27 protein-coding genes are annotated in these 26691 nt (G+C 66.1%); 16 read left to right on the top strand and 11 right to left on the bottom strand.

Features of this window, described 5'->3' with window-relative positions; translation table 11 throughout:
• Window positions 1–64: 64 nt before the first annotated feature.
• The 3 genes from mfd to EXV95_RS01620 all read left to right on the top strand — a co-directional run bounded on the left by mfd (window position 65) and on the right by EXV95_RS01620 (window position 4545).
• Window positions 65–3529 (top strand): transcription-repair coupling factor, encoded by a 3465-nt coding sequence (gene mfd / locus EXV95_RS01630; protein ID WP_176885571.1) that lies wholly within the window; start codon window positions 65–67, stop codon window positions 3527–3529.
• A gap of 73 nt (window positions 3530–3602) precedes the next feature.
• Entirely contained in the window at window positions 3603–4262 is a 660-nt protein-coding gene (locus tag EXV95_RS01625; RefSeq protein WP_176885570.1) for a hypothetical protein, read from the top strand.
• Between the two features lie 94 nt (window positions 4263–4356).
• Window positions 4357–4545, top strand: coding sequence for a DUF3149 domain-containing protein (locus tag EXV95_RS01620; RefSeq protein ID WP_055393653.1), 189 nt, complete (start codon window positions 4357–4359; stop codon window positions 4543–4545).
• A 203-nt stretch (window positions 4546–4748) separates the two neighbouring features.
• Here the strand turns inward: EXV95_RS01620 and EXV95_RS01615 are convergent, their stop codons facing one another.
• Window positions 4749–4967, bottom strand: a complete 219-nt coding sequence (locus tag EXV95_RS01615; protein WP_055400951.1) for a hypothetical protein — start codon at window positions 4965–4967, stop codon at window positions 4749–4751.
• A gap of 415 nt (window positions 4968–5382) precedes the next feature.
• Complete coding sequence (locus EXV95_RS01610; RefSeq protein ID WP_176885569.1) at window positions 5383–7044, bottom strand: serine hydrolase; 1662 nt, start codon at window positions 7042–7044, stop codon at window positions 5383–5385.
• A 230-nt stretch (window positions 7045–7274) separates the two neighbouring features.
• Here EXV95_RS01610 and serB point away from each other — a divergent pair, with 230 nt between their 5' ends.
• From serB to EXV95_RS01585, 5 genes are all read left to right on the top strand, one after another.
• Complete coding sequence (serB, locus tag EXV95_RS01605; RefSeq protein ID WP_176885568.1) at window positions 7275–7988, top strand: phosphoserine phosphatase SerB; 714 nt, start codon at window positions 7275–7277, stop codon at window positions 7986–7988.
• Window positions 7989–8013: 25 nt separating this feature from the next.
• The gene (locus EXV95_RS01600) at window positions 8014–8598 is read left to right on the top strand and encodes a redoxin domain-containing protein (protein WP_176885567.1); all 585 of its coding nucleotides are present in this window, start codon (window positions 8014–8016) and stop codon (window positions 8596–8598) included.
• 157 nt (window positions 8599–8755) lie between these two features.
• Window positions 8756–9220, top strand: coding sequence for a (2Fe-2S)-binding protein (locus EXV95_RS01595; protein ID WP_176885566.1), 465 nt, complete (start codon window positions 8756–8758; stop codon window positions 9218–9220).
• Entirely contained in the window at window positions 9217–11325 is a 2109-nt protein-coding gene (locus EXV95_RS01590; RefSeq protein WP_176885565.1) for a xanthine dehydrogenase family protein molybdopterin-binding subunit, read from the top strand. The genes EXV95_RS01595 and EXV95_RS01590 overlap by 4 nt, the downstream gene beginning before the upstream one ends.
• A 195-nt stretch (window positions 11326–11520) precedes the next feature.
• The gene (locus EXV95_RS01585; RefSeq protein WP_176885564.1) at window positions 11521–12531 is read left to right on the top strand and encodes a helix-turn-helix transcriptional regulator; all 1011 of its coding nucleotides are present in this window, start codon (window positions 11521–11523) and stop codon (window positions 12529–12531) included.
• 64 nt (window positions 12532–12595) lie between these two features.
• Here the strand turns inward: EXV95_RS01585 and EXV95_RS01580 are convergent, their stop codons facing one another.
• Window positions 12596–13126 (bottom strand): Rrf2 family transcriptional regulator, encoded by a 531-nt coding sequence (locus EXV95_RS01580; protein ID WP_176885563.1) that lies wholly within the window; start codon window positions 13124–13126, stop codon window positions 12596–12598.
• A gap of 92 nt (window positions 13127–13218) precedes the next feature.
• On the opposite strand from EXV95_RS01580, the gene ytfE reads away from it, so the two are divergent.
• Both ytfE and EXV95_RS01570 read left to right on the top strand, forming a co-directional pair.
• Window positions 13219–13989: an iron-sulfur cluster repair protein YtfE gene (gene ytfE, locus EXV95_RS01575; protein WP_176885562.1), complete on the top strand. Its 771-nt coding sequence runs from the start codon at window positions 13219–13221 to the stop codon at window positions 13987–13989.
• The gene (locus tag EXV95_RS01570) at window positions 13986–14438 is read left to right on the top strand and encodes a group III truncated hemoglobin (protein WP_176885561.1); all 453 of its coding nucleotides are present in this window, start codon (window positions 13986–13988) and stop codon (window positions 14436–14438) included. The genes ytfE and EXV95_RS01570 overlap by 4 nt, the downstream gene beginning before the upstream one ends.
• 33 nt (window positions 14439–14471) lie before the next feature.
• Here the strand turns inward: EXV95_RS01570 and EXV95_RS01565 are convergent, their stop codons facing one another.
• Window positions 14472–14645 carry a LiaI-LiaF-like domain-containing protein gene (locus EXV95_RS01565; RefSeq protein ID WP_171012331.1) on the bottom strand — a complete coding sequence of 58 codons (174 nt, stop codon included), beginning with the start codon at window positions 14643–14645 and terminating at the stop codon, window positions 14472–14474.
• Between the two features lie 37 nt (window positions 14646–14682).
• The gene (locus EXV95_RS01560; protein WP_121419660.1) at window positions 14683–15576 is read right to left on the bottom strand and encodes a LysR family transcriptional regulator; all 894 of its coding nucleotides are present in this window, start codon (window positions 15574–15576) and stop codon (window positions 14683–14685) included.
• Window positions 15577–15701: 125 nt separating this feature from the next.
• Here EXV95_RS01560 and EXV95_RS01555 point away from each other — a divergent pair, with 125 nt between their 5' ends.
• Window positions 15702–16253 (top strand): GNAT family N-acetyltransferase, encoded by a 552-nt coding sequence (locus tag EXV95_RS01555; RefSeq protein ID WP_176885560.1) that lies wholly within the window; start codon window positions 15702–15704, stop codon window positions 16251–16253.
• Entirely contained in the window at window positions 16250–17344 is a 1095-nt protein-coding gene (locus EXV95_RS01550) for a branched-chain amino acid ABC transporter permease (RefSeq protein ID WP_176885559.1), read from the top strand. Before EXV95_RS01555 ends, EXV95_RS01550 begins: the two co-directional genes overlap by 4 nt.
• Window positions 17345–17352: 8 nt before the next feature.
• Here EXV95_RS01550 and EXV95_RS01545 read toward each other — a convergent pair whose 3' ends face one another.
• The 3 genes from EXV95_RS01545 to EXV95_RS01535 are packed head-to-tail and all read right to left on the bottom strand — an operon-like array spanning window position 17353 to window position 18423.
• Window positions 17353–17580 (bottom strand): DUF3820 family protein, encoded by a 228-nt coding sequence (locus EXV95_RS01545; RefSeq protein WP_055402300.1) that lies wholly within the window; start codon window positions 17578–17580, stop codon window positions 17353–17355.
• 13 nt (window positions 17581–17593) lie between these two features.
• Entirely contained in the window at window positions 17594–17956 is a 363-nt protein-coding gene (locus tag EXV95_RS01540) for a translation initiation factor Sui1 (protein WP_176885558.1), read from the bottom strand.
• Window positions 17953–18423 (bottom strand): DUF2721 domain-containing protein, encoded by a 471-nt coding sequence (locus tag EXV95_RS01535; RefSeq protein WP_176885557.1) that lies wholly within the window; start codon window positions 18421–18423, stop codon window positions 17953–17955. Before EXV95_RS01535 ends, EXV95_RS01540 begins: the two co-directional genes overlap by 4 nt.
• Window positions 18424–18632: 209 nt before the next feature.
• On the opposite strand from EXV95_RS01535, the gene EXV95_RS01530 reads away from it, so the two are divergent.
• Window positions 18633–19913 (top strand): DEAD/DEAH box helicase, encoded by a 1281-nt coding sequence (locus EXV95_RS01530; RefSeq protein WP_176885556.1) that lies wholly within the window; start codon window positions 18633–18635, stop codon window positions 19911–19913.
• 51 nt (window positions 19914–19964) lie between these two features.
• Here EXV95_RS01530 and EXV95_RS01525 read toward each other — a convergent pair whose 3' ends face one another.
• Entirely contained in the window at window positions 19965–20309 is a 345-nt protein-coding gene (locus EXV95_RS01525) for a DUF6172 family protein (RefSeq protein WP_176885555.1), read from the bottom strand.
• Window positions 20310–20400: 91 nt separating this feature from the next.
• On the opposite strand from EXV95_RS01525, the gene EXV95_RS01520 reads away from it, so the two are divergent.
• Complete coding sequence (locus tag EXV95_RS01520) at window positions 20401–21687, top strand: sensor domain-containing diguanylate cyclase (RefSeq protein WP_176885554.1); 1287 nt, start codon at window positions 20401–20403, stop codon at window positions 21685–21687.
• An 18-nt stretch (window positions 21688–21705) separates the two neighbouring features.
• Here EXV95_RS01520 and EXV95_RS01515 read toward each other — a convergent pair whose 3' ends face one another.
• A complete protein-coding gene (locus tag EXV95_RS01515) occupies window positions 21706–21909 on the bottom strand; it encodes a hypothetical protein (RefSeq protein ID WP_055402288.1) in 204 nt (67 codons plus the stop codon).
• A 63-nt stretch (window positions 21910–21972) separates the two neighbouring features.
• The gene (locus EXV95_RS01510) at window positions 21973–23625 is read right to left on the bottom strand and encodes a methyl-accepting chemotaxis protein (RefSeq protein WP_176885553.1); all 1653 of its coding nucleotides are present in this window, start codon (window positions 23623–23625) and stop codon (window positions 21973–21975) included.
• 295 nt (window positions 23626–23920) lie between these two features.
• On the opposite strand from EXV95_RS01510, the gene pstS reads away from it, so the two are divergent.
• A complete protein-coding gene (gene pstS, locus EXV95_RS01505; protein WP_176885552.1) occupies window positions 23921–24991 on the top strand; it encodes a phosphate ABC transporter substrate-binding protein PstS in 1071 nt (356 codons plus the stop codon).
• A 99-nt stretch (window positions 24992–25090) separates the two neighbouring features.
• Window positions 25091–26626: a CYTH and CHAD domain-containing protein gene (locus EXV95_RS01500; RefSeq protein ID WP_176885551.1), complete on the top strand. Its 1536-nt coding sequence runs from the start codon at window positions 25091–25093 to the stop codon at window positions 26624–26626.
• Window positions 26627–26691: the final 65 nt, after the last annotated feature.

Genomic DNA, 26691 nt, shown 5'->3' with positions numbered 1-26691 from the left:
CCGATCCAGCCCGTGCGTGTTTCGCGCCCCTGGGGATGCGGTGGGGCCAGACGACACCGTCCGCATGGAACTGCCCAAACTCTCCCCCGGAAAACGTTTCACCCTGCCCCGCCCCGTGGGCAGCGCCGATTCCCTTCTACTGGCCCGTCTGGCCGAACGTGACAAGGCAGGGGCCCGCACCACCGCCATCGTCACGGCCGACGCCACCGATGCGCAGCGGCTCATCGACGAGATGGCCTTTTTTGCGCCCGGCCTGCGCTGCGCGCTGTTCCCGGACTGGGAGACGTTGCCCTACGACACCTTCTCGCCACACCAGGACCTGATCAGCGAGCGGCTGGCCACGCTGTGGCGCATCTCGCAGGGTGAAGCCGATGTAGTGCTGGTGCCTGCCACCACAGCGCTGTATCGCCTCGCCCCGCCCTCCTTCCTGGCGGGCTACACCTTCCACTTCAAGGTCAAGCAAAAGCTCGACGAAGCCAAGTTCAAGGCCCAGCTCACGCTGGCGGGCTACAGCCACGTGTCCCAGGTGGTCAGCCCTGGCGAATACGCGGTGCGCGGCGGGCTGATCGACCTGTTCCCCATGGGCTCGCTGGTGCCGTACCGGGTGGACCTGTTCGACAACGAGATCGACAGCATCCGCACGTTCGACCCCGACAGCCAGCGCAGCCTGTACCCCGTGCCCGAGGTGCGCCTGCTGCCCGGCCGCGAGTTCCCCATGGACGACGACGCGCGCGCCAAATTCCGCAGCCGCTGGCGCGAGATGCTCGAAGGCGACCCGACCAAGAGCCGCATCTACAAGGACATGGGCGCGGGCGTGGCCACGGCGGGCATCGAGTACTACCTGCCACTGTTCTTTGACGACACGGCCACGGTGTTCGACTACCTGGGCGGCGAGGCCACGGTGGTGCTGCATGGCGACCTGGAGCCCGCGTTCCAGCGCTTCTGGCAGGACACCAGGGACCGCTTTCGCCTAGTGCAGGGCGACCCCGAGCGCCCGGCGCTGCCGCCCGAATCGCTGTTCCTGTCGGCCGATCAGTTCTACACGCGCGCCAAGGAGCATGCCCAGCTGTCCATCCGCCCCGGGGTGGAGGACATTGCCGACAACCCGCACTTCCAGAAGCTCGGCGACCTCTCGGTGGTGCGCGGGGCAGAGGACCCGCTGGCCCGCCTGCACGCCCACATCCGCAACACCCAGCACCGGGTGCTGCTGCTGGCCGAGAGCGATGGGCGGCGCGAAAGCCTGCTCGACTTTCTGCGCGCCAGCGGGGTGAACCCGCCAGCCTTCGACTCGCTGGCCGAGTTCCAGGGCACAGCCGACGAAAAGGTAGGCATCGCCACCGCCGGCCTCACCGTGGGCTTCAGCTGGATCGAGGACGGCATCGACTTCGTCACCGAGACCGAGCTGTTTGCCGCAGGCCCCACCACGCGCCGGCGCAAGAAGCAGGAGCAGGTGAGCGACGTCGAGGCCCTGATCAAGGACCTGGCGGAGCTGAACGTGGGCGACCCCGTGGTGCACAGCCAGCACGGCATCGGGCGCTACCGCGGCCTGGTCAACATGGACGTGGGCAACAAGAACCCCGACGGTACGCCCGCCATGCAGGAGTTCTTGCACCTCGAATACGCCGACAAGGCGGTGCTGTATGTGCCCGTGAGTCAGCTGCAGCTCATCAGCCGCTACACCGGCGTGAGCGCCGACGAGGCGCCGCTGCACAAGCTGGGCAGCGGGCAGTGGGAAAAGGCCAAACGCAAGGCTGCCGAACAAGTGCGCGACAGCGCGGCCGAGCTGCTCAACATCTACGCCCGCCGCGCACTGCGCCAGGGCCATGCCTTCCGCTACAGTCCGCAGGACTACGAAACCTTTGCCAACGACTTTGGTTTTGAAGAAACGGCAGACCAGAACGCCGCCATCCACGCGGTGATCCAGGACATGATCAGCCCCCGCCCCATGGACCGCCTGGTCTGCGGCGATGTGGGCTTCGGCAAGACCGAGGTGGCGCTGCGCGCAGCCTTCGTGGCCGTCACGGGCGGCAAGCAGGTGGCCTTCCTCGCGCCCACTACGCTGCTGGCCGAGCAGCACTACCAGACACTGGTGGACCGCTTTTCCAAGTGGCCGGTGAAGGTGGCCGAGGTCTCGCGCTTTCGCTCGGGCAAGGAGATCACCGCCGCCATCAAGGGCATCGGCGACGGCACGGTGGACATCGTGGTCGGCACGCACAAGCTGCTCAGCGAATCAACCAAGTTCCACAACCTGGGCCTGCTCATCATCGACGAGGAGCACCGCTTCGGCGTGCGCCACAAGGAGCAGATGAAGGCCCTGCGCGCCGAGGTGGATGTGCTCACCCTCACGGCCACGCCCATCCCGCGCACGCTGGGCATGGCGCTGGAAGGTCTGCGCGACCTGTCGGTCATCGCCACCGCGCCGCAGCGGCGCCTGGCGATCAAGACCTTCGTGCGCAACGAGGGCACGGGCGTGATCCGCGAGGCGGTGCTGCGCGAACTCAAGCGCGGCGGGCAGGTGTACTTCCTGCACAACGAGGTGGAGACCATCGAGAACCGCCGCCAGAAGCTCGAAGAAATCCTGCCCGAGGCCCGCATCGCCGTGGCCCACGGCCAGATGCCCGAGCGCGAACTGGAGCGCGTGATGCGCGACTTCGTGGCCCAGCGGTACAACATCCTCTTGTGCTCGACCATCATCGAGACCGGGATCGACGTGCCCACGGCCAACACCATCATCATGAGCCGCGCCGACAAGTTCGGCCTGGCGCAGCTGCACCAGCTGCGCGGGCGCGTTGGCCGCAGCCACCACCAAGCGTATGCCTACCTGATGGTGCCCGACATCGAAGGACTGACCAAACACGCCCAGCAGCGGCTCGATGCCATTCAGCAGATGGAAGAACTGGGCAGCGGCTTCTACCTGGCGATGCACGACCTCGAAATTCGAGGGGCGGGCGAGGTGCTGGGCGAAAACCAGAGCGGCAACATGCTGGAGGTGGGCTTTCAGCTCTACAACGAGATGCTCAACGAAGCCGTCAAGGCGCTCAAGGCCGGCAAGGAGCCGGACCTGCTGTCGCCCTTATCGGTCACCACCGACATCAACCTGCACGCCCCTGCCCTGCTGCCCGACGACTACTGCGGCGACGTACACCTGCGCCTGTCGTTCTACAAGAAGCTGGCCACGGCCAAGAACCCCGACCAGATCGACGGCCTGCTCGAAGAGATCGTGGACCGCTTCGGCAAGCTGCCACCGCAGGCCCAGACCCTCATCGACGTGCACCGCCTGCGCGTGCTGAGCCAGCCCTACGGCGTGGTCAAGGTAGATGCCGCCCCTGGCGTCATCAACATCACCTTCAAGCCCCAGCCGCCCATCGACCCGATGCGCATCATCGAGCTGATCCAGAAGAACAAGCACATCAAGCTGGCGGGCAACGAGAAGCTGCGCATTGAGCGCGAGCTGAAAGAACCCAAGGACCGGGCGCAGATGGTGCGGGACATCTTGCGCAGCCTGGGGCAACCGCTGGTGGTTGCTTGATTTTTAACGAAATTGGCCTATAGCGCTTATCTGGCAAGTGCTAGTAGCTATCAATAGCGTAGTAAACAGAACCATGTGGCTGGAAGCCGCCCTCGTCCTCGTCGCTCTGGTTGCCGCTCTGGCGGCCCGGCCCTGGCGCATGCTGGCCAACCGCAAGCCCCTGGCACACGAGACGCAGGGCGCGCCGTCTGCGCTGTGGACGCCACTGCTCGCCTCGCTGGTGTTTCTGCCCTGGCTGTGGGCCCTGCCCACGCTGCATGCCATGCCGCTGCAACTGCAGTGGTCGGGCGCCTGCCTGGTGGTGCTGATGCTGGGCTGGCCGCTGGCGATCCCGGTGCTGATGGGCGTGGGCCTCGTGGCCTGCCTGATCTCCCCCTCCATGGCCTGGGCCGATGCGCTGGGTGCCACGGTGTGGCTGGGCGTGGTGCCCGCCACGCTGGGGCTGGGCCTGGGTGCGCTGCTGCGGCGCTACACCGGCACCAAACCGTTTATCTATGTGCTGGGCCGTGCGTTTCTGGGCACGGTGGTCTGCGTGTTTGCGGCAGGCGTCCTGTCGCAGTGGAGCGGCCACCTACTGCCCGGCGTGGGCGATGAGCTGTCGCTGGTGGCGCGCTGGCTCATGGCCTGGGGCGATGGGTTTGTCACCGGCATGCTCGCGGCGATCTTTGTGGCCTTCAAGCCCGAGTGGCTGGCCACGTGGTCGGACCGGCTGTACTTGCCCCGGCCGGACTGAGCCTCGGCTGCTGCAGCGATGGTTGACACAGCGCAAGGGTTACCCAGCGCTGCAGCGCGATAGTGGATGCCACACCAACAAGGAGTGCCCCACCATGAAGCTGCTGAACGATCTTTTCTCTACCGACTACGGGCTGATGAGCATCATTGGCATCGGGTTCATGCTGTGCATGGCCGCGTTTTTCCTGCGCATGTTCCTGGTCAAGATGAACGAACCACCTACGCCCAACCCCGCCACCGCCGGGCGCGCGGGCAACGGCAAGAGCCTGCCGCCTTCGCGCTGATCCGGCCCGCACGGTCTGAGCGCCGTAGCCCGTCACGGGGAAGCCTAGGGGCGATGCTATTGCGGGCTGTAGCCCCTAAAAAACGGCTCCCACGTTCTGCCATGGTCCATGGCCCGTTGTCGACAAAACTCCAGCGCGCAGTGCATGCCGCCCTTTTCGACCCGGACACCCAAGCCAAGCTTGCCGCCAGCGGCACAAACGTCTTAGCCCAGGGCCAGACTGTCGGCATCGAACGACGGTGGCCGCAAAAGGTCCTCGTCGATGCCCATCACTTTGCTGGCGCGCTCCAGAGCCTGCCACAGGGGCGCAGGCATCTGCAGTATTTCTTCGGGAGAGGCTGACTGCGCAATCCATGCGCTGATGTCAACGTGCTGCTCGGCGGTGAGCAAGTCCAGGTGCAGCATTTCGTCAATGGTCTTCATCGGTGGTCTATCGGTAGCGGGTTAGGAGGCTGTCGGACTTGGAAATCGTCGGCTGCAAATCGACCGCAGCGGTCCATTTTTTACCGTCTTTTTGCCCCATAGCCGGGCTATGGGGCTGCAAATCCGGCAAAAACTGTCCTCGCTGGGGCCGATTTTCGCTTTCGACGCTCCAAGTCCGACAGCCTCCTAGCTCGCGAATGCCCTGCTGGCGCTGGGGAGTGGAAGCCCAAGGCTACCTGACAACCATCAACATGCGGCCGAGAGCGCCCATATCAACCGGGGCGCGGCGAGCCCCCGGCGTTCGGGAAACGTGACCATCCAGCCCCGATCATTGAAAAACCTGGCCAGAGCGGGCTGGTCGCAGTGGTGCTGAACCCGGCAGCGTCATTGCCCACGGTCATGCAAAGCCGAACCGCTACTCCCCGCGCCCCCGCACCTGCGCCCTGAACCCCCAGTTGTTCTCCAACCTCACATTCACCGCCTTCCCGCCGTCCTCGAATTTCAGCGTGACCACGGTGACCTCGCCATCCGCCACCGAGCGCGAGATGAGCTGAAAGGTCTGCGCATCAAGCCAGTGGCCCTTGATGGCGATGACCGCATTGGGTCCCTGCTGCGCGGTGCGGTACTTGCCGTCCAGGCCCAGCGGGCCGGCAACCGGCTCGCGCGGCAAATCGGGGCGGCTGCTGTCGAAGGTGACCTCGTAGCGCGGGTTGGCGGGCGTGAGATCCAGCACCAGGCGCTGGATGCCCATGCCGTTGCGCTCCAGCAGCCAGGCCTTGCGCGAGACGGTGGCGGCCAGTTCGGGCGTGGTGGTGGTAGGGATGGCGCTGGGCTTTTCGACCCCGGCGTCGCGGATGCGCGCGGCCAGCTGGTCCTGCGCCGATGCGTCGGTGGGCAGGGGCTCGCGCGAGCGCACTGCGGCGGTGATGTGGTCGATGAACGCGGGCAGCGGGTAGTTGCGCCGGCCGGTCACGGCGACAACCACGTCGAGGTCGGGCAGCACCACGATGAGCTGGCGGTTGAAGCCGGCCGTGAAGTACGCGCGCTTGGACGGGATGCTCCACCAGCCGTTGGCGTACTTGAAGGCGGGCGCACCGTTGCTGGCGCCAAAGCCCATGTCCACCACGGGATTGAAGACCTGCTCCACCCAGGCGGCGGGCAGCAGCTGGCGGCCGTTCCACTGGCCCATGCGCAGGTAGAGGTAGCCGATGCGCGCCATGTCGCGCGGGTGCAGATACAGGCCCCAGCCGCCGACCTCCAGGCCCTGCGGGTCCTTGCGCCAGCGTACGTCGGTGATGCCCAGGGGGCCGAACAGGCGCTTTTGCGCATAGGCCAGGGTGCTACCGCCGGTCTTGTGCGCCAGGATGGCCGAGAGCAGATGGGTGTTGCCGCTGTTGTAGTTGAAGCCCGCACCGGGCGCCTGGGCCATGGGCCGGTCGAGCACAAAGCCCTGCCAGTCGCGCGTGCGGGTCAGCTGCAGCATGGTCTCGGGCACGGCGTCGCTGAGCGGCTCGATCCAGTTCAGGCCCGAGGTCATGTCCAGCAGGTGGCCCACAGTCATGGCCTTCTTGGAGGCATCGGCGTTGGCGACCTTGCGGTCAGCAAAGAAGTCGAGCACGGGCACATCGCGCGAGGCGATCAGCCCGTCCTGGGTAGCCATGCCGGTGAGCGTGGCGACGACACCCTTGGTGGTGGAGTTGACGGCATGCTTGAGCCCCTCGCGGTACGGGGCATAGAAGGCCTCGGCCACCAGGCTGCCGTGGCGGGTGACGAGCAGGCTGTCCATGCCCTGCGCTGCGCCAAAGTCGACGAGCTTGGCCAGCGCTGCGGAGTCCATGCCCTGCGCCTCGGGCGTGCTTTCTGCCCAGTCGTCAGCAGGCCAGATAGCGGCGAGAGGGGCTTCGGCAGCCGATGCAGCGGGGGATGCGGCAGGTGATGCGGGGGCCGCTGCATCCTGCGCTCCCGCTGGGGTAAAAGGCACCGCCGCGCTGGCCAGCAGTACGGCCGTGGCCTGCCTGCGGTTGATCCATGTCGCGGAGACTTTCTCTCCCGCGTTGCCGTCTCTGTGCATGGCCATCGTCAGTACCCTCAGTGCATGTTGTGCAGAAATCATATGCGCCCATGGGCCCGTACTGCACATCGTCCGCATCCAAGGCAAACCCAAGAGCTGGAAGCAACCGCTCTCGGCCGCGAGCCGCGGAATTTATGCCCTGCGGGGCGATACGGTTTGGGGCTGTCGAGTACGCAGGCGCGGGCGATACCATTGCAGGTTGTGCTCCCCCAAAAAATCGACTCCCACGTTCTGCCATGACCCACGCTACCGAATTCGCGCCCGGCCTTGTTGTCCAGGGCATTGAAGCCCCCCTGTCCCTGTCGAGCTACAAGCTCATCGCGTTTGACATGGACTCCACCCTCATCAACATCGAGTGCGTGGACGAAATTGCCGACGCCGCAGGCCGCAAGGCCGAGGTGGCCGCCATCACCGAAGCTGCCATGCAAGGCGTGATCACCGACTACAAGGAAAGCCTGCGCCAGCGCGTGGCTCTGCTCAAGGGCGTGACGGTGCAGCATATGGAACAGGTGTTCACAGAGCGCCTGCGCTTCAACCCTGGCGCCCAAGAACTGATCACCGCCGCCAAGGCGGCGGGCCTGACGACGCTGCTGGTCTCTGGCGGCTTCACTTTTTTTGCCGACCGCGTGAAGGCGGGCCTGGGCATCGACTTTGCGCGCTCCAACATGCTCGAAGTGCAAGATGGCCAACTCACCGGCCGCATGGTGGACCAGGCCTGGGGCGACATCTGTGATGGCGCCGAAAAGCGCCGCACACTGCTGGAGGTGGCTTCGCTCATGGGCATCTCGCCCCAACAGGCGATTGCCGTGGGCGATGGCGCCAACGATCTGCCGATGATGGAAGCTGCAGGCTTGTCGGTGGCCTACCACGCCAAGCCCGCCGTGCGCGCGCAGGCCAAGGTGGCCATCAACCAGGGCGGGCTCGACCGGCTGCTCGAAGTGCTGCGCTGATCAACGACGGTATCGCTCTCCAGTCATGCTGAAAGCCCGCATCACCCGCGCCGCGCAGACCCTGCGCCGGGGCTGGAAGCAGCACCTGGCCACCCTCGCGCTCGCCTGGATCGCCATCGTGGCGGTAGACACCTGGCGCACGCGCGACCTGCCCCAGGGCCCTGCGCCCGATGTGGCGCTGGTGATGGCCGCGGCCGCCAATGGCACAACCCCCGCAACCACCCTGGCCGACTGGCGCGCCCAGCACCCGGGCCAGGCGGTGGCGGTGCATTTCTGGGCCGAATGGTGTTCCATCTGCAAGCTGGAGGAGCCCAGCATCGCCAGCCTGTCCACCGACTGGCCCGTGCTGGGCGTGGCCATGCAGTCGGGCAACGCCGAAAAGGTGGCCCAGGTGCAGCGCCAGCGCGGCATGGCCTGGCCTACGGCGGTGGACCCGCAGGGCACCCTGTCACGCAGCTGGGGCGTACGCGCCGTGCCCGCGCTGGTGGTCATCGACGCGCACGGCCAGGTGCGGTTCGCCACCTCGGGCTACACACCCGAATGGGCCATGCGTCTGCGGCTGTGGTGGGCGCAAACCATGCCGCAGTGGAGCGCAATGCTTCCAAAATGATAGCTTCTAGCGCTTGATGGACAAGCGCTGGAGGCCATTTTCATTCAAATCCCCGGCCCGACGCCAAAGTTGCCGCTCTGATCTGTTTGGCGCAGATCTTCAAGACCAACCGCCTCCGCCTTTGCACACTGGCCCCGTACCACCCACGGAGGCCTGCATGCACATCACCCTGAACCAACAGCCCCAGCCCGTACCACCCGGCTGGGAGGACGAACCCCTGCTCTGGCTGCTGCGCGAGCCCCTGGGCCTCACGGGCACCCGCTTTGGCTGCGGCATGGGCCAATGTGGCGCCTGCACCGTGCTCATCGACGGCCAGGCGCAACGCGCCTGCCTGCACACGGCACGTGGGCTGCAAGGGCGCGCCGTCACCACCATCGAGGGGCTGGCGATGCCCGACGGCACACTGCACCCCGTGCAACAGGCCTGGCTGGACCTGCGCGTGCCCCAGTGCGGCTACTGCCAGAGCGGCCAGATCATGGGCGCAGTGGCCCTGCTGCGCGCCACACCCCGCCCCAGCGATGCGCAGATCGACGCCGCCATGTCGGGCCACCTGTGCCGCTGCGGCACCCAGCACCGCGTGCGTGCGGCCATCCACCAAGCTGCCGGGGGCACCACGCCATGAAGCGCCGCCAGTTTTTGGCAGCAGCGGGCGCCGGAGCGCTCACCGTCACGCTCGCAGGCTGCGGCCTGGTGCCGGTGATCCCCAAGCGCCCCACCTCCACCGCCGATGACGCGATGGGCTGGATACGGTACGAAAACGGCCGCTACACCCTGTGGCTGCCCAGCGCCGAGATGGGCCAGCAGATCAGCGCCGCACTGCAGGGCTTGGCCGCTGCCGAGTTGGGCGTGCCGCCCGCACAGGTACATCTGCAATTGCCCAGCACCCGCCACATCGCCCGCGTACGCGCCACCGTGGGCAGCGCCAGCGTGCAGGACTTTGCCCTGCCACTGGCCCGCGCCTGCGCCACCCTGCGCGAGGCCCTGGCGCAAGGCCAGACCATGGGCACGCTGGCCGCGCGCGACATTGCGCCCAGCGCGCTGCGCAGCCTGCAGCCGCGCACGGGGGCCACCAAAGAAACTGCGGTGGCACCGGGCCAGCTGCACGCACTCGTCACCGGCCAGCCGCTGTTTGCGGGCGACACGCGCCTTCCCGGCCTGCTGTATGGCCGCGTGCTGCGCGCACCGGTGTCGGCCGAAATCACCTCGCGCCCGCAGGCGTGGGACGCGGCGGCCGCCCGCGCCGACCCGGCCTGTGTGGCCGTGGTGCAGCACCCGCGCCTCGCGCAGATGGGCAGCCTGGGGCTGGGCATCGTGGCGCGCACGCCGTCGGCTCTCGACCGCATCGAGGCCGCGCTGGCCGTGCAATGGCAGGTGGAAGATGGCAGCGCCTTCGAGCAGGCCGCCATCGATGAGCGCATCGACATCGACACCCACCTGCGCCGGGGCGCGCTGCAGCACCGGCTGCGCAAGGACGAGCTACCGCCCGACACCGCCTGGACGCTGGACCTGCGCATGGACGTGCCCCTGGCCGCCCACGCGCCCATCGAACCGCGCAGTGCCACGGCGCACTGGCTGGCCGCCGCAGACCAAGGCATCGCCCTGAAGGTATGGGCGGGCACGCAAGACCTGTTCTACATGCGCGACGTGCTCGCCCGCCAACTGGGCGTGGACGCCGAACGCATCGAGGTGCAGGCCTGCCGCATCGGCGGTGGCTTTGGCGGCCGCACGCTGTGTACGGTGGAGCTGGAAGCCGCCGTGCTCGCCCAGGCCGTGGGCGCGCCCGTCAAGGTGCAGTGGAGCCGGGCGCAGGAGTTTGCCCAGGGCTTCCAGCGCCCGCCCTCCAGCCACCGTGTGCGGGCCCGCGTGCAAGGCGGGCGCATCACCCACTGGTGGCATGCGCTGGCCAGCAGCCACATCCTGTTCACACCCGCCGCCATGCCGGTGTGGATGCAAACCCTGGCCGACCTGGCGGGCGACAGCGGCGTGGCGCGCGGCGCACAAATGCCGTACGACGTGCCCCAGCAGCGCATCGAGTTCACCGCCCAGCGCCTGCCCGTGCACACAGGCCCCTGGCGCGGCCTGGGTGCGGGGCCCAACACCCTCGTGGTGGAGAGCACCATGGACGAATGCGCGCGCCACGTTGGGGCCGACCCGCTGGACTGGCGCCTGCAGCACACCACCGATGCACGCCTGGCGCAGGTGCTGCGCAGTGCCGCTGCAGAATCCAGATGGTCAGAGCGCCCCGCCAGCGACGCCACCACCTTGCGCGGGCGCGGCATCGCAGGCGGTATCTATAAGGGCGTGAGCTACGCCGCCGCCGTGGCCGACGTGGAGGTGCAACGCGCCACCGGCCAGGTGCGCGTAACGGCGCTGTGGTGCGCGCACGACTGCGGCCTGGTGCTGCAGCCTGACGGCGTGCGCGCGCAGACCGAGGGCAACCTCGTGTGGTGCGTGGGCATGGTGCTGCACGAGAAGTTGCCCGTGGCCCGCTCGGGCGTGGCCGCCGCCAGCTTTGCCGACTACCCGCTGCCACGCATGGGCGACATTCCGCCGCTGCATGTGCACCTGATCGACAGCAGCGCGCCGCCCACCGGTGCCGGAGAAACCGCCATGGTGGCCGGGGCCGGAGCGATCGCCAACGCGCTGCGCGACGCCACCGGCGTGCGTTTTGCCCGCCTGCCGGTGCGCAGCGCGGATGTGCTGCGGGCCTTGAGCACGCGGGACTAGGGATGTCCTGCATAACTCCCTGCGGTCCGTGATAGCGCGGCCTCGGGCGGTCCGCTGCGTTGCTTTTCTTGCCAATAGCCGGGCTATTGGCTGCGAAAAGACGCCTTGCGGCCCATCCCGATCCGCACTACCACCGACTCGCGAGGGTTATGCAGGACATCCCTAGCGGGGCAGCCCCAACGGCACAATCCGCCTATGCAAGACTTTGCCAGCGCCGCCATGGTCCGCCTGCTGGTGCGCGCCATGGCGGCGCACGGGCTGGTGCCGCCACCGCCCCCACCGGGTGCCGACGGGCTGGCCGCGAGCCACGTGCCCCTGGCCTACAAACGCAGCGTGGTCGAAGCCGTGCTGCACCAGGGCGGCCTGGGCACACTTCTGCAGCTGGCCCAGCGGGTGGACCTGCTGGCGGGCGACCCGGTGCACCGCGCGCTGCTGGGCGCGAACGATGTGCCCGAACTGATGGCGCGCTGGCAGCGGCTGGAGCGGTATGTGCATTCGCGCCACCAGGTCAGCATCACGGCCAGCATCCCCGGCGAACTGGCACTGCGCCACCATGCGCGCCCCGGTGTGCCGGAAGAACCCCACCCCACCGAAAGCCTGGCAGTACTCGGCGTGCTGATGGGCGCCAGCCGGGCCCTGGGCGTGCGCGGGTTGCGGGTGGAGATCGGCGCGCCCGAGGCCGCAGGCCACCGCGTGAACCTGCGGATGGAAGCCCCTGTCGCCACCCCGGCGGAACTGCACGCGCAACTGGCACCGCTGGCCGCGCGAAGGTTGCTAGGCCATTGGACCTTGCATTGGGAACCTCACGACAGCAACACACCCACAACCCCCACTCAGCAGCCCCAGCCCGCCACCCACCTGTGCGACGCCCTGCCCTGGCCGCCGCTGGCGCACCAGCTGGCGCGCCATGTGCTGCGCGACCCGGCCGCGCAACACACGGTGGATGCACTGGCCCGGCACACCGGCCTGGCCCGCCGCAGCCTGCAGCGGGCGCTGACCGACAGCGGCCTGAGCTGCCGCCACATCGTGACCGAGGCCCGCGCTCGCGTGGCCGCGCAATGGCTCCTGGAGAGCCCGCATGGCCTCGCAGAAATCGGGTTTGCGTGCGGCTTTGCCGACCAGCCCCACTTCACACGCGAGTTCGCGCGCCATGTAGGACTGACCCCGGCGCGCTACCGGCAGGCATTTGCAGTCGGAGGCATGTGAGGGTCGGGTTAACTATCAATTTGATAGCTAAACGTCTATATCTATCAAGCGCTATGGGCCATTTTTACTCAATATTTTCGGCTTTGGAGGGCAGCCCGGCCACGGGTGCTCGCCTGCGCGTGGCGCCGCCGTTCTGTGGCAATGCCACGGCGGGCAGCAGGGCGCGTGCAGCCGCCCCACCCGCAGCGGCCGGTGCCATCAAGTCGGCCAGCGTCACGCTGTCCAGCACCGCCAGATAGGCCTGCATGGCCTGCCACAGCACGCCCTTGAGGCGACAGTGGTTGCTCAGGCGGCACTGGTTGGTGCCGGGATCAAAACATTCCACCAGGTTGAAGTCGGTCTCGGTGGCACGCACCACGGCGCCGATGTTGATGGCCGACGCCGGCACCATCAGCCGCATGCCACCGCCCCGCCCGCGCGTGGTCTCCAGCAGCCCCTGGGCGGCCAGCTGCTGCACGATCTTCATCAGGTGGCTGCGCGAGATGCCGTAGCCCTCGGCCACCTCGATGATCGTTACAGGTTGCTCGCGGCCTTCGGTAGCTGCGCAGTACATGAGCACGCGCAGCGTGTAATCGGTCCATTGGGTCAGGCGCATGGTTTTTGCCGCAGGTCAATTGAAAGAGGTATGCAGGACGAATTTTATTGAATAAAATATTCACATCAAATGAATCTTTAAAAGGACCCGCCATGAATGCCCGCGTTGACCACCTGGAAGCTGCCTCCGCCCACCCCGCCCCGCTCAGCGCCGACCAGCAGATCGGCCAGATCGCGGTGCAACTGCCCGGTGCCACGGCGGTGTTTCGGCGGCTCAAGCTCGACTTTTGCTGCGGCGGCCAGGTGAGTCTGGCCAAGGCGGCTGCCGACAAGGGGCTGGATGCCAACGCCGTGCTGGCCGAGCTGGCGGCCCTGCAGCGCAGCGACGCCGTGCCCGAAGCCGCATCGCCCAGCGCGCTCATCGACCACATCCTGGCGCGCTACCACGAGGTGCACCGCCAGCAGCTGCCCGAGCTGATCCGCATGGCCCGCCGGGTGGAGGCCGTGCACCGCGACAACCCCCATGTGCCCGCCGGGCTGGCCGACCACCTGGAAACCATGCACGAAGAGCTGCTCTCGCACATGCTCAAGGAAGAGCAGGTGCTGTTCCCCATGCTCAAAAGCGGCGGCAACCCCTTTGTGGGCCAGCCCATCGGCATGATGCGCGCCGAACACGTGGACCACGGCGAAGCGCTGGACAAGCTCAACGCCCTGACCAACGACGCCACGCCCCCGCAAGGCGCGTGCAACACCTGGCGCGCGCTGTATGCAGGCATTGCCCAGTTGGGCGATGACCTCATCAACCACATCCACCTGGAGAACAACGTGCTGTTTCCGCCGTTCGAAGCCAGCGCAACCCCTTCGTCGCAAGGTTGCGGTCCGTCAGGCTGCGCCTGCAGCGGCGGGGGCACACTGCAGGCATGAACCTGCAAACCACTTCACCCGAGGGTCTTGGGGCACACGCACCACCCAGCGTGGAAAGCATCACGCGGCTGGTGCATGGTTTTTATGGCGATGTGCGCCAGGACCCGTTGTTGGGGCCCGTGTTTGAAAAGGCCCTGCACGGCCAGTGGGACACCCACCTGCAGCGGCTGGTGGACTTCTGGAGCACCGTGGCACTGGGCACGCGCAGCTTCAAGGGCGACGTGTTTGGCAAACACATGGCGCTGGAGGGCGTGACGCCCGCCCACTTTGCCGCCTGGGTGGGACTCTGGCAGCGCCACACCAGCGGCCTGTTTACGCCCGAAGTGGCGCACGACCTGCAGGTGGCGGCACACGGCATTGCGCGCAATCTGTTCCGGGGCTACTTCGGCAGCGACCCGGGGTTTGTGCCGCCGCGCAGCGGGCACAGCGAGCACGGCGGCGAGCGCTGAGCCCAGGCCTTGGCCAGGGTCTTTGCGCCAGGGCTACTTCTTCTTGTCGCCAGGTGTGAAGAACAGCGCCAGGCCCACCGCGATCAGCGCCACCGGCCACCACACCCGCAGCAGCTCGCGCAGGCTGATGCTGATCAGCCCCAGATTGGTCAGCAGAAAAAATACGCCCAGTACGACCAGAACAATCGCAGCGATATGGCCCTTCATGTGCATTCCCTCGGAGTAGTTGTGTATCTGGGCGCGATTATGGCGGGCCGGACAGCCGCGCCCCCAGGTGGTCCACAAACACACGCACCTTGGGGGACAAATGCCTGCTGGATGGCCACAACGCGCGGAACTGGCGGCTGGGGCCCATGTCCTGCTCCAGCACACTGACCAACCGGCCATCGGCCAGCGCATCACGCACCAGAAAGTCGGGCAGACAGGCAATCCCGAGCCCGCGCAACGTGGCGCCCAGAACCGCCTCGATGTTGTTGCAGGCGAGCACGGTGCGCAGGCGCGGCTCGGCGCTGGCCACGCCCTCGCGCCAAGGCCAATCGAGCAGCTTGCCGGAGTCCGGATGGCGAAACCGCACGCAGGCGTGCTGTTCCAGATCGCGCATGGCCGCAGGCGTGCCATGGCGCGTCAGGTAGGCCGGGGCTGCGCATAACAGCAGCCGGAAGGCCTGCAACGGGCGCGAGACAAGGCGGGAGTCGCGCAGGTCACCGCTGCGGATGGCCACGTCAATGCCCTCGTCGATCAGATCGACCGCGCGGTCGCTGAAATTGATGTCCAGTTCCACCTCTGGGTGGCGGGTCAGAAACTCCGGCACCAGGGGGATCAAGAAGTGGTAGCCCACGATGGGCGCGCTCACCCGCAACCGCCCACGGGGGGCCTCGCGCGACAAGGACAGCATGGCCTGCGCATCGTCCAGGTCATCCAGGATGCGCCGGCAGCGTTCGTGAAACAGATGTCCCTCTGCCGTGAGCTGGATGCGCCGGGTACTGCGCTGCAAGAGCCGCACACCCACCTCCTGCTCCAGCCGCGCCACGCCCTTGCCCACGGCAGACGCGGATATCGCGAGCGCCCGTCCTGCAGCCACAAAGCTGCCAAGTTCCGCCGTTTTGACAAAGGCCAACATGCCGCTGAGCTTGTCCATCTGCACTCACGTGATTGCTTGATGCGGTCAATTCAAGCGATTTGGTCCGCAATGAAAGGAATGGGAGCTACTTTTTTCGCCATTCAGGCCAGTTTAACCTTTGCCAAGTCCATAAAAACCGCACCATGCCCACTCCGTTGTTCATTCGCGCCGCAGTCTGCAGTCCCTGTGCCGTCCACGATTCGCTGCTTGGCCTGCAAGCTGAATACCTGGCCTGGGTATACGGCGAGATGGCGCGGAGCTTTCCCGCCCTTCCCACCCGCGATGCGGGACAGCCCCACACTGAAGGCAACGCCGACGTGATTCAGGCGCTCTGCGCCGGGCGCACACCGGGCAGCGTTTTCTATCTGATGGAGGTAGATGGCGAAGCCGCCGGCATGTGCGGCCTACGCAGCCTGGGCGGCGACACCGCCGAGATCAAGCGCCTGTATGTCCGCCCTGCCTACCGGGGCATGCAGCTCGGGTCGTCCGCACTGCGCAGGCTGCTCGCCGACGCCCGTCTTTGGGGATACACCCGCATCTGCCTGGACACCGCCTTGTTCATGCAGGCCGCGCACCGTCTGTACGAAGCCCACGGCTTTACCGACTGTGCAGCCTACGAAGGCACCGAGGTGCCCGCCGCCCTGCAGGGCCAATGGCGCTTCATGCACCGCGCCATCACCCACCCTTGCCCATGAAAACGCTCTCCGCACGGCATGCCAGGCGCGCAGTCCTGGCAGCCATACTGCTCCTGCTGCCCCTGGTGCTGCAAAGCCTCGGACACCACTGGGTGCGTGTCGCAGACACCAGCCTGCTGTACGTGATGCTGGCGCTGGGCCTGAACGTCGTGGTGGGCTATGCGGGCCTGCTGGACCTGGGCTACGTCGCCTTCTACGCCCTGGGCGCCTACCTGTTCGCGCTGCTGACCTCACCGCACCTGACCGACCACTTTGCCTGGATCGCGGCGCTGTTCCCGAAAGGGCTGCACACCCCCTGGTGGGTGACCATCCCGCTGGGAGCGGCGCTGGCCGCCATCCTGGGCATGCTGCTGGGGGCGCCTACGCTGAAGCTGCGCGGCGACTATCTGGCGGTGGTCACGCTGGGCTTTGGCGAGATCGTGCGCCTGCTGGTCATCAACCTGGGCCACCCGGTCAACATCACCCACGGCGCCCAGGGCCTGGGGCTGATTGACCCGGTCCGCATCCTGGGAGTGGACCTGGGCCAGCCCCTGGTCGTAGCAGGCCACGAAGTAGCCTCCGTCACCCTCTACTACTACCTGTTCCTGACTCTGGTGCTGATCACCATCGTGATTTGCCAGCGCCTTCAGGATTCACGCATTGGCCGGGCTTGGATGGCCATCCGCGACGACGAGACTGCCGCGCGGTCCATGGGCATCAATACCCGCAATCTCAAGCTGCTGGCTTTTGGCGTGGGGGCCAGCTTTGGCGGAATCACCGGTGCCATGTTTGCTGCTTTCCAGGGCTTTGTTTCGCCCGAAGCCTTCAGCCTGAACGAGTCCGTGCTCATCGTGGCCATGGTGGTGTTTGGGGGCATGGGCCATATCCCTGGAGTGGTGTTGGGCGCCGTGCTACTCGCGGCCCTGCCCGAAATGCTGCGCTACGTGGTCGGCCCTTTGCAGGCCGCGACCAACGGGCAGCTGGACGCCGGCGTGGTGCGCCCGCTGCTGATTGCGCTGGCGATGATCGTCACCATGCTGTGGCGCTCCAGTGGACTGTGGCCTGCACCCGACAAGGCACAAGCACCCGGATCAACCGGGCACAGCAGGTGACTTGCGGATCAGACCTCTGCAGCACCGGCCCCTCGCAACGGCTTGAGCAGATCCGAGAGCCCATTGTGGTCAATCTCGTGCATCAGCGCCAGCAATTGCCCCAGCTCGCCTTTGGGAAAGCCCTCACGTGCAAACCAGTTCAGGTAGTTGCCGGGCAGATCGGCCAGCAGCGTGCCTTTGTATTTGCCGTAGGGCATCTCGGTGGTGACCAGGCGCTGCAATTTTTCCGAGTCCATCGGACAGCCCTCCTCAGCCGCCTGCCCGCTTGACCTTGTGGCCCAGCTTCTGCAGGGCGGCCATCACGCGCTCCACATGGTCGCCCTGCACTTCAATCACGCCGTCCTTCACCGTGCCACCGCTGCCGCAGGCGGCTTTGAGCTGCTTGCCCAGCTGCTCCAGTGCAACAGCGTCCACCAGCACGCCCTTGACCAGGGTCACAGCCTTGCCGCCCCGGCCCTTGGTTTCACGCGACACCCGCACGATGCCATCTCCGGTGGGCAAAGGTTTGTTCTGATGGCAGGTGCACTGCGCCACGGGCTGGCGGCAGCCGGGGCACATGCGGCCGGACTCGGTGGAATACACCAGGCCGCCCAGGTCAGCCAACGACTTCATGGTTTTTTCCCTTCCACCTCTTGCTGCAGCATGTGGAAGTTGAGCAGCCGGGTGGCCAGCAGGGTCTCGGTCAAGAAACACACCAGCGCCAGCAAAAACGACGCCACCCCCGCCAGAAAGCCCGCCACGGCCAGCCGATTGGATTGGAAGTTGGTGGTCTCGCCGAGGAACAGCAGGATGATGGTGATGCCGATCAGGAACGCACAGAACGTGAGCAGCCCGATGCAGCCGTTCGCCAGCCGCCCACGCAGCCGCAGGTCGGCCAGCTCGTTGTAGGCACGGGCCAGAAAGTCGGGCTCGGTGTTGGCACGGGCGCGGTCTTCCACCACGCGGGCCCGGTCGATGATGCGGGCCAGTCGGCCCGCGACGGCGCCGATCATGCCGGACACGGCCGTGAGCAAAAACACGGGGGCCACCGCCAGCTGGATGCCGTGGGTGATGGCAGAGGAGTCAAGGGTGAGGGCCATGGCACAAAAAAAGGGAAAACCGGCGGGACGCCGGTGGCCTCAATTATCTGCGCGATGCACCTTAGCAGGGCCCGCAGTCCGGCCCGGCATACCATGGCCTCGAGGCGCACAGGAGCCGAAACGGCAACTGCGGCGACAATCCCCATCTCCTTTCCCGTTTCGCGCTGCCGTACGGCCCTTTCTGTCAACGCCGCTCCAGCGCTGCCTCCATGCCCTTTGCCTCCCTCGGTCTGTCCCCTGCCCTTGTCCACGCTGCGGAAAAAGCGGGTTTTGTAGCGCCCACGCCCATCCAGGCGAGGGCCATCCCGGCCATCCTGCAGGGGGCTGACCTGCTGGGAGCCGCCCAGACGGGTTCGGGCAAGACAGCCGCTTTTGCCCTGCCCTTGCTGCAGCAGCTGCAGCTGAGTGCCACCGGCGGCCCACGCCGGGTGCGCGCCCTGGTGCTGGTGCCCACGCGCGAGCTGGCCGCCCAGGTGGGCGAGGTGCTGCGCAGCCTGGCACAGCACCTGCAGCAGCCGCTGAAAGTGGCCATTGTGTTCGGCGGCGTCTCGATCAACCCGCAAATGCTGGGCCTGCGTGGCGGCGCAGACATTGTGGTGGCCACGCCGGGCCGCCTGCTGGACCTGGTAGACCACAACGCGCTGCGCCTGTCGGCCGTGGCGCACCTGGTGCTGGACGAGGCCGACCGCCTGCTGGACCTGGGCTTTGCCGAAGAACTGCAGCGCGTGCTGGCGCTGCTGCCTGCGCAGCGGCAGAACCTGTTCTTCTCGGCCACCTTCCCTGCCGCCGTGCAAGCGCTGGCCGATGGCCTGCTGGACAACCCGTTGCGCGTGGAGGTGCCCCACACGCCGGGCAACGAACCGGCCATCGAGCAACGGGCCATTGCGGTGGACGCCGTGCGCCGCACCCAGCTGCTGCGCCATCTGGTCAAGGAACACAACTGGTCGCGCGTGCTGGTGTTTGTAGCCACGCAATACGCTGCCGAGCATGTGGCCGAAAAGCTCTACAAAGCGGGGGTCTTTGCCACGCCCTTCCACGGCGGCCTGAGCCAGGGCGCGCGCAAACAGGTGCTGCAGGAGTTCAAGGATGAACGCTGGCAAGTGGTGGTGACCACCGACCTGGCCGCACGCGGCATCGACATTGCGCAGTTGCCTGCGGTGGTCAATTACGACCTGCCACGCTCGGCCGTGGACTATGTGCACCGCATCGGCCGCACGGGCCGCGCGGGCGAGAGCGGTGTGGCCGTGAGCTTTGTGACGGCCGATGCCGAAGCACATTTCCGCCTCATTGAAAAACGCCAGCACCTCACCATCCCACGCGAACACATTGCGGGGTTTGAACCCACCGAGGCCCCTGCGCCCGCGTCATCCACAGATCCCCAGGGCACTGGCGGCATCAAGGGCAAGCGGCCCAGCAAAAAGGACAAACTGCGCGCAGCAGCAGCGGCAGCTACGGAATCGCCCCCCGCCGCCCATAAAAAAGGCTCCTGAAAGGAGCCTTTGGAAGAGCTGTGAAGGGCGGCCGCCCAAGCAGCCTGAGTTTCAGACCTCTTCGTCGCCCTCGTCCATACCATCCTCATCAGCGCCTTGCGGCTCCCCCGGCGCCCGTGGCGTGCGTTTGGCGGGCTTCGCCAGGATCTCGACATAGAACTGCGCACCGCCCTCGGCGGCCACGCCGTTGATCAGCCCGGTCAAGGCCGACAGGTGCGCCACGGTGGCGTCTTCCTTGGTGCGGCCAAACTGGCAGTCAAAGTCCCAAAAATCGGAGCCTTCGGGCAGGTCGCGGCGCCGTTCGCGCTTGATGTACTTGCGGATTTCGTGCTTGACGGCATCCAGAACGCGGTCCCGGTTCTTGCCTTCAACATGGAGTTGGAAAGTTTTTCTCATGGGTGATGGTACCGCCTGTGACAGATATGGATTCCCAGCCGGGCACCCCAGTGCCACAATGGTGCATTACTTTTGGTTACTGCCAAGCCCGATGTTCCACGACCTCCGTCTGCTGCACACACTGCCAGCGGCCGTGCTCGTCACGCAGGAGGGCGCCATCCGCTTTGCCAACGCTGCCAGCATGGCGCTGCTGGAAGCGCCCAGCACCGATAGCCTGATAGGCCGCCTCTCGGGCGATTTTGTGCATCCCATGGACCAGGTGCGTTCTACCAACCGCATCCAGCAGGTCGCTGTGCCCGAACAGGGCGGGCGGCCCAACAAATCGTCTGAATTTCGCATCCGCACACTGCAGGGCAACCTGCGCATGGTGCTCATCAGCAGCGTAGCTGTGGAATGGAACGGAGCCCCCGCCGTGCTGATGTGTGGTCTGGACATGACCCACCAGAGCGAGATCGAGGCCCAGCTGCGCGAGAGCGAGCAGAGCTTCCGTCGCCTTTTTGAGAACATGCAGGACGTCTACTACCGCACCGACGCCTTGGGCATCGTGCAGCATGTGGGCCCGGGGGTTCGGCGGGTGCTGGGCTACGAACCCAACGAAATCGAGGGCCGCACGGCCGAGTCGTACTACCCGCAAAGCACTGACCGCGACGCGTTCAAGGCCGCCATCATGGAGCATGGCGAGGTGTCGGATTTCCCGGGCCAGATGGTGCGGCGCGACGGCACCGTGATCGACATCTCCATCAGCAGCCACGCCTTGTACGACCATGCTGGTAATTTCGCGGGGGTGGAGGGCATTTACCGCGACGTGACGCAGCGCAAGAACCTGGAGCGCGAGCTTCAGCGCCTGGCCACCACCGACATGCTGACCGGCATGGCCAACCGCCGTGCTTTTCTGGAATGCGCCGAGTCGGTGTATGCCCATTCGCGCAGCAATGGCGAGCCGCTCACGCTGCTGATGCTGGACCTGGACCATTTCAAATCCATCAACGACCGTTTTGGCCACCTGGAAGGCGACCGTGCCCTGGTGGCGTTTGCACAGGCCGTCAAAAACCAACTGCGCGCCAGCGACGCTGTGGGCCGACTGGGTGGCGAAGAGTTTGGCGTGCTGCTACCGCTGACCAGCATGGACGAGGGCCTGGAAGTGGCGAAACGCATCCTGCACGGCGTTCGCGCCCTGCAGCTGAGCGACGAGGCAGGCCACGCCTACGGCATCACGGCCAGCCTGGGCCTGAGCACCTTCCGCCAGGCAGACCGCAGCCTGCGCGACATGCTCGACCGCGCCGACCAGGCTCTGTACCTGGCCAAAAACCAGGGGCGCGACCAGATCGCTTCGCTGGAACCCTTGGGCGAACAGCCGAATGGTCAAGTAGCCGAGTAACCTATCAGCGGCTGCGCCTTACCAACGCATGCGTTCCTGCTGCAGGTTCCACAGGCAGGCGGCAATCCGCAGCAGCATCTCCATCACCTGTTCAGAGCCGCTGCTCGACAGCTCCAGGCCATCGATGATCACGGCCAGCTGCGAGATGGCGTCTTCGGGCGCAGAGGCACCGCCCGTCCGCGCAATTTCGGCAATGGCGATGAGGACATCTGTGCGGTTCATGGAGCATCTTCCCCACAGCAAAAGAATCTGATGACCTGCACCGCACCGGTCCTGTGCGTCCAGTCAGCGCGGTGCCAGGGACAATTGCTTGGGGGATGAAACCCCTGCTGGCAGGGCAGGCAGCGGCTGCGTACCTCGGTAGCCTCCTTCGAAGGCATCACCAGCGCCGTCAGGCGCCAGCCTGAACTGGTGAACGACCTCCAGCAGGCGCCGGACCTGGTTCTTCATGCCGGTGGATGCCGACGAACTGTCGTCCACCAGCGCGGCATTTTTCTGCGTGGCGGCGTCCAGCTGCCGCACGGCTTCGCCGATCTGCGCAATGCCGCGGGCCTGCTCCTGCCCCGCATCCTTGATCTCGCTGATGAGTTCCATCACCTCGTCCACACGCTGCACAGTGCTGGCCACCCGCTCGCCCGCCTGGCCCACCAGGGTGGACCCGCGCTCCACGCCGCGCACACTGGCAGCAATCAGGCCCCGAATCTCGCGGGCGGCCGTGCTGCTGCGCTGGGACAGTCCACGCACCTCGCCCGCCACCACGGCAAAGCCGCGTCCCTGCTCACCTGCGCGGGCCGCCTCCACCGCCGCATTGAGGGCCAGCAGGTTGGTCTGGAACGCGATGTCATCAATCACCTTGATGATGTCGGTGACCTTTTGCGACTGCACGCTGATCTCCTGCATGGTGGTGATCACGTCGCGCATCACGCTACCGCCCTCGTTGGCCACCTTGGCGGCCTCTTGGGCCAGCTCGGTGGCGCGGTGGGCGTTGTCCGTGTTGTGTTGCACGGTGATGGTGAGCTGCTCCATCGAGGCGGCCGTCTCCTGGAGATTGGACGCCTGCACCTCGGTACGGCGCGCCAGGTCTTCGGTGCCGCCCGCAATCAGCACGGCCTCCTGCGCCACCGTCTCGGTGCTGGAGCGCACCTCGGTGATCACGCGCACCAGCTGATGGTTCATCTCCCGCAGGGCGCCCAGCAATTCTGCGGTTTCATCCGTGCCGCGCACATCGATCTGTGCGCTCAGATCGCCACCCGCCACCGTGCGGGCCAGCACCACCGCCTGGCGCAAAGGGCGCGAGATGGAGCGGGTGATGACCCACGCCATCGCAGCGCCCGCCACCAGGGCCAGCCCGGTGGCCGCCAGCATCCACCAGTGAATGGTGTTGCTCATCTCCCGTGCGCCGGCAAACTCTGCCGCCGCCACGTTGATCTGCAGGGCTACCAGCTTCTCGATGGCGTCCTGCACCTTGGCCGCATTGGGGCGGATCTGGTTGATATAAAGCTCGGAACCATCGTCGTACTTGCCTGCCACCAGTGCCGAGGCAGCCGGGATGAGACCCTTGTCCAGGTAGGTGGCATTGGCATCGGCAAAGGCCTGCGCCAGACCTTGCTCCTCAGCAACCAGCGCCTTGCCGGAATACGCCGTCCACAGCGTGTGGATGCGCTCCACGTTGGCAGTCAACGCGGCGTGGCTGGCCTGCAGGTTGCTGGTACCCGGGTCCATCAGCATGTCCATCACCAGCACCCGGTTGCGCTGCGTCAGGTGGCTGATCTCTGCCAGCACGCCCAGAGGCACCGTGCGGTCACCATACAGCGCCGCGCTGCGCTCGGTCAGGCGCTTGGCACCGCTGATGCCTCCCGCAGCCAGGGCAGAAATCAGCAACAAAAGCACTGCAAACGCCAGCGCCAGCCGGGTGCCAATCTTGATTTTTTGAAGCATCTGAATCTCTCATGAAGGTTCACTGGGTGGGCAGCCGGGGTCATTGCCACCGCAGCAGCTGGCGCGCACGCCTTGCCAGCAAGGTGCACGCCTTCCGCGGCTGATACTAATTGTTTCAAGTGACAAAATAATGACGATGGGATAAACATTCCCCATTCATTCCAGTGGTTAAAATCGGCGCCGCATTGACAAGCTGAGACTTCATAAATCACTCTAATGCCCCTGCCGGGCATAGGCCCATGGTCAGAATTTCACAGCCACATCCTTATTAATTAAAACCAACACACAAAAATCCATGAAATATATCTATACCGTATTCATGCTGGCACTTGCACTGCTACAGGCGGACCAGGCCAGGGCACAAGCCGTAACGGGCGCAGGCTCGTCGGCCGCAGCCCCCATCTACCGCAGCTGGGCCAAGGCCTACGCCAGAGCCACCGGTTCCAGGGTGGACTACGACCCGGTGGGCTCCAGCGCAGGCATGAAAAAGATCCAGCAACAGGCCGTGGGCTTCGGCGCCACCGATGTCTACCCGCCTGACAAGGACCTCATCGAACACGGCTTGCTCGCGCTGCCCGTGGCCATCACCGGCATCAGCCCCATCGTCAACCTGCCCAAAGTCCAAAACGCACAGCTGCGCCTGACGGGCGAGGTGCTCAGCCGCATCTTCCTGGGCGAAATCAGCCGCTGGAATGCCCCCGAGATCACCGCGCTGAACCCCGAAACTCTGCTGCCCGACATGCCCATCAAGGTGGTGGTGCGTGCCGACGGCTCGGGCACCACCTACAACTTCGCCGATTACCTGGGCAAGGTCAGCCCGAAATGGAAGGCTTCCCACGGGGCCAAGACCAGCATCCAATGGCCCGAAGGATTTCTGGCCTTCAAGGGGAGCGATGGGGTGGCCAAGGGTGTGCGCGACACGGCGGGTGCCATCGGTTATGTGGATTTTGGGTACGTGACCGAATATGGCCTGGCATCGGTGCAGATGAAAAATGCCGAAGGTGTTTTTGTGAAACCCTCCATCGACGCTTTCAAATCCGCACTGGCCAACAGCGAGTGGCCAGCCACCGGGGCCTTCCACAATACGCTGACACAAAAACCCGGCAAAGCCGTGTGGCCCATCACCATGGGCACGTTTGTGGTGTTCCCCAAAGTCACTCAAAATCCAGAGCAAACCACCCTGGCCCTCAAATTCATTATCTGGTCGTTTCTCAATGGCGATACCCTCGTTCATGAAAATAATTTTGTTCGATTACCAGACCGGGTTCAGGCATCGGCTTTCAAGGCAATTACCTCCATCCGCGATAAAAATGGCACTCCGCTGGGCATGAGCCTAATTTCATCGTCCGCGCCCTTGCAGCAATAATCCGGCACTCATGGTTTTCGCCTTTAAAATCAATCACTGGGATTTCTATTGATCTTTCACCGGCAGGCTCTGCCGCCCCCACCACCAGACGCCGTCTTCATGGAAATCGAGTTCAAGTTCTGCATCCCCCCAGAGCGCCTGGCTGCAGTGCAGGCCGCGGCGCGCAGGGGCACGCACGCGCACATCCGTATGGAGGCCCGCTACTTCGATACGCCCGATGCAGCGCTGTCGTCGCGTGGCATTGCTTTTCGGCTGCGCCGCGAGGGCGACCAGTGGGTGCAAACCGTCAAGGCCCTGGGCAACGGACCGCTGGACCGCGAGGAGCACAACGTGGACCGGGGCCAAGCCCACGCCACAGGCCCCGCCCCAGAGCCCCAGCCTGAGTTGCACGCAGGCACCGTGGCGGGCACACGGCTGCTGGGTGCTCTGCAAGCAGCCAGCGGCCCTCTGACCGAAACCTACGGCACCGAGATGGACCGCGTGACACGGGACATCGCCTTCAAGGGCGGTGTGGTGGAGTTGGCTCTGGACACCGGCCGGGTCATCGCCCATCGCGGCACGCCGCACCAGAAAGAGGCCCGCATCTGCGAGCTGGAGCTGGAACTCAAGGCCGGCCCGCTGGCGGGCCTGGTGGCCATCGCCACCCGGTGGGCCACACGGCATGTTCTGTTCCTGAGCACGGTGTCCAAGGCTGAGCGAGGCGAGCGTCTGCTGGCCCCGCAGTGGGCTCGGCCCGCCACCAAGGCCACCCCGATGAAGGCCAGTGGCCTCCCAAAGCACTTCCTGAACGGGCGCGCGTTGCAGCGCGCGGCAGTGGCCCATTGCCTCCACCAGATCCTGGCCAACGCCAGCGAGATCGTCGAAGGCGGGGGCGATGAAGAGCATGTGCACCAGTTGCGCATCGGCATCCGCCGCTTACGCACCGCCTTGCGCGAGTTGGCGCCGTTGGCACCCGGCGCATTCGACCCCGCCTGGGAGCCGCCGCTGGTGGAGGTGTTCCAGCGCCTGGGCCAACTGCGCGACCAGGGCCAAGCCCTGCAGTCCATCGTTGCCGATCTGCGCGATGCGGGTGCGCCTGCCCTGGATGTGATTGTGGCGGCGGGGCACGCCCCGGCCCCATCCGCCGCAGCCATCGTGCACATGCCAGCGTTCCAGGCAGCGTTGATCGCCCTCATGGCGTTCACGGCCCAGGGCGGGGATGCACCGCCGGCGGTCGCAGAAGAAGCCCTGGACGCGAAGGAAACCCGGCGCCTGCTGCAAAAGCGATTGCGCCGCCTGCACGCCAAGGTGCGCCACGGCTCCCAAGACTTTGCCGCCCTGCCGGTGGAGGAACAACACCGCCTGCGCAAGCGCCTGAAGCGTTTGCGCTACCTGACGGAATTTGTCGCGCCTGCGCTGGACGCCGATGGGGAATCGTTCCTCGCCAGCCTGCAGCCTGCGCTGACAGCTCTGGGCCGGCTTGGCGATGAACGTGTGGCCCGCGCGCTGTACAGCGATATCGCTGCCACGAACCCGCAGGCCTGGTTTGGCGTGGGCTGGCTGACTGCACGGCAGGCGTTGACGGTGGCTGACTGCGAAAAGGCCTTGACCCACATTGCCGACATGCCCCGCCTGCGCAAAGCGGGCAAGCGCTGAGAGCGGTGGCTACAGTAAACGCGCCGTACCCCCATCGCGGGGCACAGCGGGGTTCCCAAGCTGGC

The organism is Acidovorax sp. JMULE5 (assembly GCF_013376875.1).
Taxonomy (GTDB): Bacteria; Pseudomonadota; Gammaproteobacteria; order Burkholderiales; family Burkholderiaceae_C; genus Acidovorax; species Acidovorax facilis.
Note: the sequence above shows the minus strand (reverse complement) of the source record. Positions and strands in the feature narration are given on the sequence as shown.